Source organism: Bacillus sp. JJ1532 (assembly GCF_036965085.1).
Lineage (GTDB): Bacteria > Bacillota > Bacilli > Bacillales > Cytobacillaceae > Cytobacillus.
This window is the reverse complement of record NZ_JBALOW010000109.1, coordinates 1-7,398: the sequence shown is the minus strand read 5'-3', so window position 1 is coordinate 7,398 and position 7,398 is coordinate 1. Positions and strand designations below refer to the sequence as shown.

Genomic DNA, 7,398 nt, shown 5'->3' with positions numbered 1-7,398 from the left:
CATGTATATTAATAAATCCCATCTTTTCGCTTAAAGATCATTTAGAAATGGAAAAAGAACATAAATTTTTCTATAAAAAATTTCTAAAAGAGCTAGCTGATGCTTATAATATCGACATTATGCAGGTTGAACTTGAAGTAATGAAAAAAATGGAAAACTTTAATTATCCCCTGAAGATCCCAATGAAAATTATGCATATTATGACGGATAGGAGATCGTATAATCTGGCAAAACAAACAAAAAACCGAACTTTAAAATGGATAGAAGAAGGAATCCAAACTTCAATTTGTTATTTACTGCCTGAAAAAAAGCAAGGGATTGAATCACAAATTGTTGATTTTATGAAACAAAATGAAAGGATATTATAAAACAGCCTCTATAAATAAGATTCAAATGTTCAAGACAATATTAGTTATATTCGCAAGTTTCCATCATTCCACTATTAAACTAGGTATTTTCCTTCTGAGGGAAAATACCCAACTTACATAATCTAACAGGAAAGTAATTCGCTTATTGTACAAACTATTAATCTCTTTTCAGCAGCATGATTCAAAATAATAGGAAGTGCTTCAAGAGATGATTTTTTTGGATGCATAAGAATAATGGAGCCGTTCTTTAAATTAGGGACAATTCTGTTAATAATTTTATGGTGATCCTCGAGTTTCCAATCCAATGTATCTAAAGTCCAAAGAATAGTTTTCATTTTTTCCTTCGCAGCAGCTTCAATGACCCTTTGATCAAAATATCCATAGGGAGGAGTGAAAAAGGCTGGTTTTATTTTCAGATGTTGTTCAATTACATCATTCGTGCTTGTAATCTCATTTTTAATTTCTTCATCCGAAAGTGTTATCATATTCGGATGTGAATAGGCATGGTTTCCGATCTCATGTCCAGCAAGCTGTATCTTCAGTGCAGATTGGGGATTGTTATTGACCCATCTGCCCTCAAGGAAAAAAGTAAGCTTAATTTGATATTTCTTCAAAATCATTAATAAATCCTTTAAATATTCATTACCCCATGCAACATTGACCATAAAAGCAATTTTTGCCGAATTCAAATTACCATGATAAATAGGTATATGTTCCACCCAATCTTGTCCTCTCTATATAATTTTAAATAAAATATGCCCCTCAATATAAAAATGATTGTATTTGTTACACGACTCTTTCATACTTTTTGATGTATTTAGTCAGAATCACTATACAACTCATGGGATTAAACATATTGTGGATTAGAATGTTTGATAAAACTTGTACCATTGAATGGGGACGATTTCTATGAAGGAGTTTAAGGAAATAGAAGCAGGGCTGCCCATAAAAACGAAAAAGAGTAAATACAATTATTACACCATCTGTCATGGTGAAACATTAAGTCATATTTCTAAAAAATTTTCAATACCTATTGAGCAGCTAAAAGAAGACAATCAATTAAAATCAAATTATTTATATGCAGGACAGCTTATAAAAATAAATCGAAAAGTTTTGACTGAGACAATATCCTTACCCTCGGTATTAATTTCAAATGGATTCACTAATAAAAATGAAATTTCATTGACCTTTGATGCAGGCGCAGGCGCTGAACATACAGGTGAAATATTAAACGCTTTAAAGAAACACCGTATTCAAACGACAATGTTTTTGACAGGAAAATGGGTCGAGCAATTTCCGAAACTTTCGAGACGTATAATCGAGGATGGACATGAAATTGCAAATCATTCATACAGTCATCCAGACTTTACAAAAATTCCATCTGATAAAATGACAGAAGAATTACAGAAAACTGAAGAGTGCTTCGAAAAGCTTCTCGGTACAAAAGGAATACCGTTATTCCGACCGCCATTTGGAGCATGGAATAAATCTGTTCTTGAAACAGCTGGAAAGAATCAATTTCCATATACTGTTTATTGGAGTATTGATACGATTGATTGGAAAGAAACGTCAAGTTATGAAATAGGAGAAAGAATCATGACAAAATCAACAGGAAATGACATCGTCCTTGCCCATTTAAATGGAAAATCCACGGCAAAAGCAATGGAAGTTGTAATACCAAAATTATTAAATAAAGGACTCCAAATTGTTAAAGTAAGTGAGATGTTAAAAGAAACCAGGTGAAAGTAGGTGATTTTATATGAGAATTTTATTTTTAGAAAGCGATCCGATGTGGATTTATGGCCTGCCAAACGGATTTTTGGACGCTGGGCATGAAGTGATGGTATCCGGTCCGCTAATGGACTGGAGTTTAGAAGAGATGATTACAAGCTTTAAACCTGACTTGATTTTTACGATGGGGCACACGAGAGAACATTCAAAAGAAAGGAGGTTATTAATAAAAAAGCATGTAGCCCACTTAGGAATTCCTCATATTTATTGGGCTACAGAAGACCCCGGATACACTCTCACTTTTTCACTTCCGCTAATTGAAACAATTCAACCCGATTTTATCTTTACCATTTGCCCTCATCGTGTCAATTTTTATAAAGAAAAAGGTTACAAAGCAGCTCATTTAGACTTTGGCTATCACTCAAAAGTACATTTTCCAACAGAAATAGATTCTAAATACGATGTCTCACTTGCATTGGTGGCAAATGGATACCCGATGCTTTATAAAAAAAACCCCCTAAATTACAGATTTGAAGCATTGAGAAATCTTTTAAGCCCTTTTATAATGGAAAATCTTCGAATTGATTTTTGGGGACGTTATTGGCACTTTATGGGCCATATTATTGGCAAGGAGATTCCTAAACATTGGAATCATGGTTTTTTACCATATATAGAGGCAAATAAAGTATACAGTTCCGCAGATATCCTTTTAGGTGTACAAAATATGGACTCACAAGTGACACAAAGGACATATGAAATATTAGGCTCAGGCGGGTTTCTGCTAACAAATGATACTTCTAAAATTCGAAGTCTTTTCACACCTGGTCAGGACCTTATTGTGACTTCCTCTCCCGAAGAAACAATTAAATTAGTAAAGCATTTTTTAGCCCATCCGGAGGAGCGTCTTGAAATAAAAAAGGCAGGCATTGAGGCAGTAAAGAAATATTCTTATTTAGAGCGAGCTAAGTATATTCTAGAAACAATTACGAAAGCAGGGCTTATTTCAAAGGAAAAGGCTGCCCCAAGTATAGGTAACTGGGTTTATTACCTTGACATTTTGCAAGCAAAATATGAAATTCATATCTTTAAGCCGAAGGAAAGCCTGCGGTCTATTTCGAAAAAATACAGAGTGAGTGTAAAACAAATTAAAAAAATGAATAAACTGGCAACAGATATTATTGATGTCAAGGATTATATAAAAATAAGAGAAAGGTAGAATATAAAGGTGGAAGATGAATGCGAGTTCTTTTCATTGATAGCGGTAACCTCTGGCCACATACATTGCCAAAGGGATTTCATGCTAATGGACATGATGTAATGATTTCGGGCCCCATTACTAAGCAAAACTTGCCAAAAATATTGGCGGAATTCAATCCTGATCTTGCTGTTACAATAGGGTGGGGACCCGAGCATACATTTAGAAAACAAATTTTAATCATGGAACAGATGACAACTAGAAATATCCCATTAATATACTGGGCAGTCGAGGATCCAGCCTATACAAAAAATTGGACGTTGCCATTAATCGAAAATATGAAGCCGGATTTCGTATTTACCATTTGCAGGGAAACATCATATGTTTATAAACAGCGAGGAATTCCATCTGCATTTTTAGATTTTGGGTTTGAAGAAACCATACATTTTCCGACCCGTAAATATCCGGAGTATAGTGCCAAAATTGCGGTAGTTGCTAATGCTTATCCAGATATATTATCGAAATATCCAGACCATTTTCGTCATGAATCAATTAAGCTTTTAATAAAGCCTCTTCTTAAAAATCAGTTTAGAATCGATTTTTGGGGCAATCATTGGGATCAAATGGGCTCATATTTAGGTTTTGACATACCAAACGATTGGATTCACGGGCATCTTTCTTATACAGAAACTAATAAATTATTTAGCTCTGCCGACATCATCATTGGCTTGCAAAATTACCCGAATTTAGTTACACAGCGCACATTTGAGATTCTTGGTTCCGGCGGTTTTTTAATTACACAAGATACACAAGGAGTTAGAAGCAGGTTCAAACCTGGAATGGATCTTGTTGTATCATTGTCACCTAAAGATACTGTCGATAAAGTAACCTATTATCTCAAACATGCCGATGAACGAAAAATCATCAAAAAACAGGGACATAAAACTGTTCAACCTAATTCTTATAAAGCTCGAGTAAGACAAATGATTGATATTTTAGTGGAGGAAAAAATTGTTCATCCAAAGGTGGCGGCTAGTCGTGAGAAGCCTGAATTCATCTTTTTTCAAGATTCGATTGATCAGCAATATGTAATGTATAAAGTGAAAACAGGTGATACGTTATTGAAAATCTCCCAAACCTACGGGGTATCAATTGAAGAACTTAAAAGTGTAAACTCACTTCCAGATCATTTAATATATGAAAATCAAATATTAAAGATTAAAAAGCAAGCGACAGACAAAAAGAAATAATTAGTCGTGCATTTGCATAGTATACACTGAGAATAAATAGGGAGGCTTTGTATGGACAGGGCAGTCATAATTGGGGCATTTCAATTTTTAGGTTTTCATTTTTGTCAGTCTTTGCTGGATCAAGGTTTCGAAGTGTTAGGTGTTCGATCAGAAAATAGAGAAAAAGATGCGTATCTTATTGAAAAGCGGATGGAAATTGGCCGTAACGCTAATTTTAAGGAAATAATTATGTCCGATTTGGTCTCTCAAGTGGAGATCCATGCACAAACCTTAATTCTTATTGATTACTATAGTTTTTCTGCAACTGAACAAAAGGTTTTATTCAATAAAGATAATATACTAGAAAGATTTCTAAAAAATAACAAACAGAAAATGGCTGAAACCGATACAAGAATCATCTCTCTTTTCCCAATACAATGGCTTCATCAAAAGGATAAAAATATCCAGCGCATTTTGGAAAATGAAATAATCAGTCACCGCATTTATCTCCCAACAATCTACGGACCTTGGCAGCCAAACTCCTTTTTATTTCAACAATCCTTAGAAAAATCATTAGATCCAGACCGGGAATTATCCATTCATGAATGTGAATGGATCCATGATACTTTGTACATTGCAGATATTCTGGATCCAATTTTAAAATTGGCTGAAACAAAATCTGCCGATGCTTGCACTTTGAAAAGCGATATTCCACACTATTGGAAAAAATGTGTTGACTTTCTTTCCATTCCTGCTGAAGTTCTAGAAATGATTACAATTAATTACCCATCAGAGCGGAATGAAATTAAGGTAAAAATCGTGAAGAACTGCACCCCTTATTCAGAGGGAATTGAAAATCAGAAAAGACATCTAAAGTTGATTGATGAAGGCGGAATTTAATAGAATAGGAATAAAGTCTTTTCAAAACTTAGGTGATAAGGGTAGAATGAAAATAGCTGGAAGTTTATTCTGGATTTTTTTTGTTTAGAAAAACGTTATGGCTATTTCGGAGAGGCGGAACAAAGGGAGATGCAAAAATTATTTGTACGATTTGGGATCCTTCTTTTAAGCCTTCTTTTATTGGCCTCGTGCGGACAAGCAATGTCCTCAGGTAAACTAAAGAAAGCGGGCTTATTAATCCCTGATACGATAAATGATCAAGTATGGGGAACAAAAGGCTATAAAGGAATGTTAAAGATTCAATCCCATCATAATATTGAGGTTTACTATAAAGAGGGTATGAGTTCTCAATTAGTTGTCGAACGTGCGGTGAAAGAATACGACCAAAAGGGAGTTAATATTATTTTTGGCCACGGCAATGAATATGCGGAATACTTTAATCAGATTTCACCTAATTATCCCCATATTCATTTTGTCAGCTTTAACGGAGATGCTGAAAATACCAATACGACAAGTTTAAATTTCGAAGGATATGCAATGGGTTTTTTCGGTGGGATGATTGCAGGTCATATGACAAAGACTAATGCAATAGGAATCATTGCAGCCTATGAGTGGCAGCCTGAAATTGAAGGCTTCTATGAAGGGGCAAATTATGAAAATCCTTATGTAGATGTCATGATTGAGTATGTAGGCAATTGGGATGATGATAGAAAAGCGATTGAACTATTAGATAAGGTAATGGCAAAAGGTGCCGATGTTATTTATCCAGCCGGGGATGGCTATAACGTCCCTGTCATCGAACAGGTTAAAGAAAAGGGCCACTATGCAATCGGCTATATTTCTGATCAATCAGATTTGGGTGAGTCCGCCGTTTTAACTAGCACGATTCAGCATGTGGACGTTCTATATGAAATAGTGGCAGATTTGTTCAACAAAGGGGAACTAAAATCAGGAAATCTGTCATTTGATTTTCAAGAGGATGTAATTACTCTTGGAAAGTTCAGCTCAGACGTGGACCAAGAATTTATTAATAAAATTAATACAGCCATTGCAGAGTATAGAGAAACTGGGGAACTGCCAAGTAAATAAAGAAAAGAAGGAGTTACATAATTCATGCAAACAACAGACAAAACGATGGAATTCATGCAAATTGCCATGAAATATCTTCCAGAAGCAAAACAGCAATTAGAAGAGGCTGGAGTAGAATTATCCTTGGAAATGATCCAGCCATTCATGAGTCTTTTTACAAAGGTAATGAATGAGGCATATGATATGGGAAAAGCAGATGCGTTAGCAGAGAATAAATAATTTAAACCGGTCTTCATAAGAGGACCGGTTTTATTATCCACTAACCTTTCTTTTTGAAGAACTGATCAATAAAAGGAGTGACCTGTCGATATAATGGTTTTAATTGCTTAGCAGAACTAACAAGAGTGTCTATATTGTCCATTAGTTCAAGGAAATTGATGTTATTAACAACATGATTGAGATGGTTTGATAGGGAACTATTGTTTGTACTCCCTTTAGGTGAAGGATGATGCCTTTCACCAAACATCAAACTATCAATACGACTATGACTATACCTTCTGTTTGAATTTTCATACTCCATTTCTTTAAATGTTTCATCAATGCCTATGTTCTCATTCGAGGGCTGCTCGATTGAACGGAACATTAATTGGTTAAGGCGATCTGTTTTTTTGAAATCTTGCTCTCTTTCCATTTCTGTATCCAACGGTTCTCCATCCCCTTTACAATTAAGCTTTTATATTAATTTATGTGAACGATTCATCAGTGTTTAGGCAATGGTGGATAAAAACTTATAAATAGTCTTTGATTAATCTTGAAATTTCACCTGTAAATTTGATAAAATTAGTACCAAGTCATAATATTTGATAATAATATTAATTATCGTTTATTGTATAAATGCTTTATAATTGAGCCAGTGTATATTTGTTATGGCTTTTACATTTAATAG

General features: G+C 34.5%; 8 protein-coding genes and 1 pseudogene. 7 read left to right on the top strand and 2 right to left on the bottom strand.

The annotated features are described in order from the left end of the window. Positions 1–368 (top strand): annotated as a pseudogene (locus V7122_RS23685) (hydrolase); the annotation flags it as partial. Between the two features lie 122 nt (positions 369–490). On the opposite strand, the gene V7122_RS23680 reads toward V7122_RS23685, so the two are convergent. Further along, on the bottom strand, positions 491–1,087 hold the full coding sequence (locus tag V7122_RS23680; RefSeq protein WP_335529623.1) for a polysaccharide deacetylase family protein: 597 nt from the start codon (positions 1,085–1,087) through the stop codon (positions 491–493). 190 nt (positions 1,088–1,277) lie between these two features. Here V7122_RS23680 and V7122_RS23675 point away from each other — a divergent pair, with 190 nt between their 5' ends. The 6 genes from V7122_RS23675 (at position 1,278) to V7122_RS23650 (ending at position 6,731) form a co-directional block, all read left to right on the top strand. Continuing rightward, positions 1,278–2,111, top strand: coding sequence for a polysaccharide deacetylase family protein (locus V7122_RS23675; RefSeq protein WP_335529619.1), 834 nt, complete (start codon positions 1,278–1,280; stop codon positions 2,109–2,111). A gap of 16 nt (positions 2,112–2,127) precedes the next feature. Next, complete coding sequence (locus tag V7122_RS23670; RefSeq protein WP_335529616.1) at positions 2,128–3,315, top strand: glycosyltransferase family protein; 1,188 nt, start codon at positions 2,128–2,130, stop codon at positions 3,313–3,315. A gap of 20 nt (positions 3,316–3,335) precedes the next feature. Further along, the gene (locus V7122_RS23665; RefSeq protein ID WP_335529613.1) at positions 3,336–4,544 is read left to right on the top strand and encodes a glycosyltransferase family protein; all 1,209 of its coding nucleotides are present in this window, start codon (positions 3,336–3,338) and stop codon (positions 4,542–4,544) included. Between the two features lie 51 nt (positions 4,545–4,595). Next, positions 4,596–5,423: a hypothetical protein gene (locus tag V7122_RS23660; protein ID WP_335529610.1), complete on the top strand. Its 828-nt coding sequence runs from the start codon at positions 4,596–4,598 to the stop codon at positions 5,421–5,423. Between the two features lie 129 nt (positions 5,424–5,552). Beyond that, positions 5,553–6,512, top strand: a complete 960-nt coding sequence (locus V7122_RS23655) for a BMP family ABC transporter substrate-binding protein (RefSeq protein WP_335529607.1) — start codon at positions 5,553–5,555, stop codon at positions 6,510–6,512. 24 nt (positions 6,513–6,536) lie between these two features. Further along, positions 6,537–6,731 carry a ComZ family protein gene (locus V7122_RS23650; protein ID WP_335529605.1) on the top strand — a complete coding sequence of 65 codons (195 nt, stop codon included), beginning with the start codon at positions 6,537–6,539 and terminating at the stop codon, positions 6,729–6,731. Positions 6,732–6,771: 40 nt separating this feature from the next. Here V7122_RS23650 and V7122_RS23645 read toward each other — a convergent pair whose 3' ends face one another. Beyond that, entirely contained in the window at positions 6,772–7,155 is a 384-nt protein-coding gene (locus V7122_RS23645; protein ID WP_335345195.1) for a hypothetical protein, read from the bottom strand. Positions 7,156–7,398: the final 243 nt, after the last annotated feature.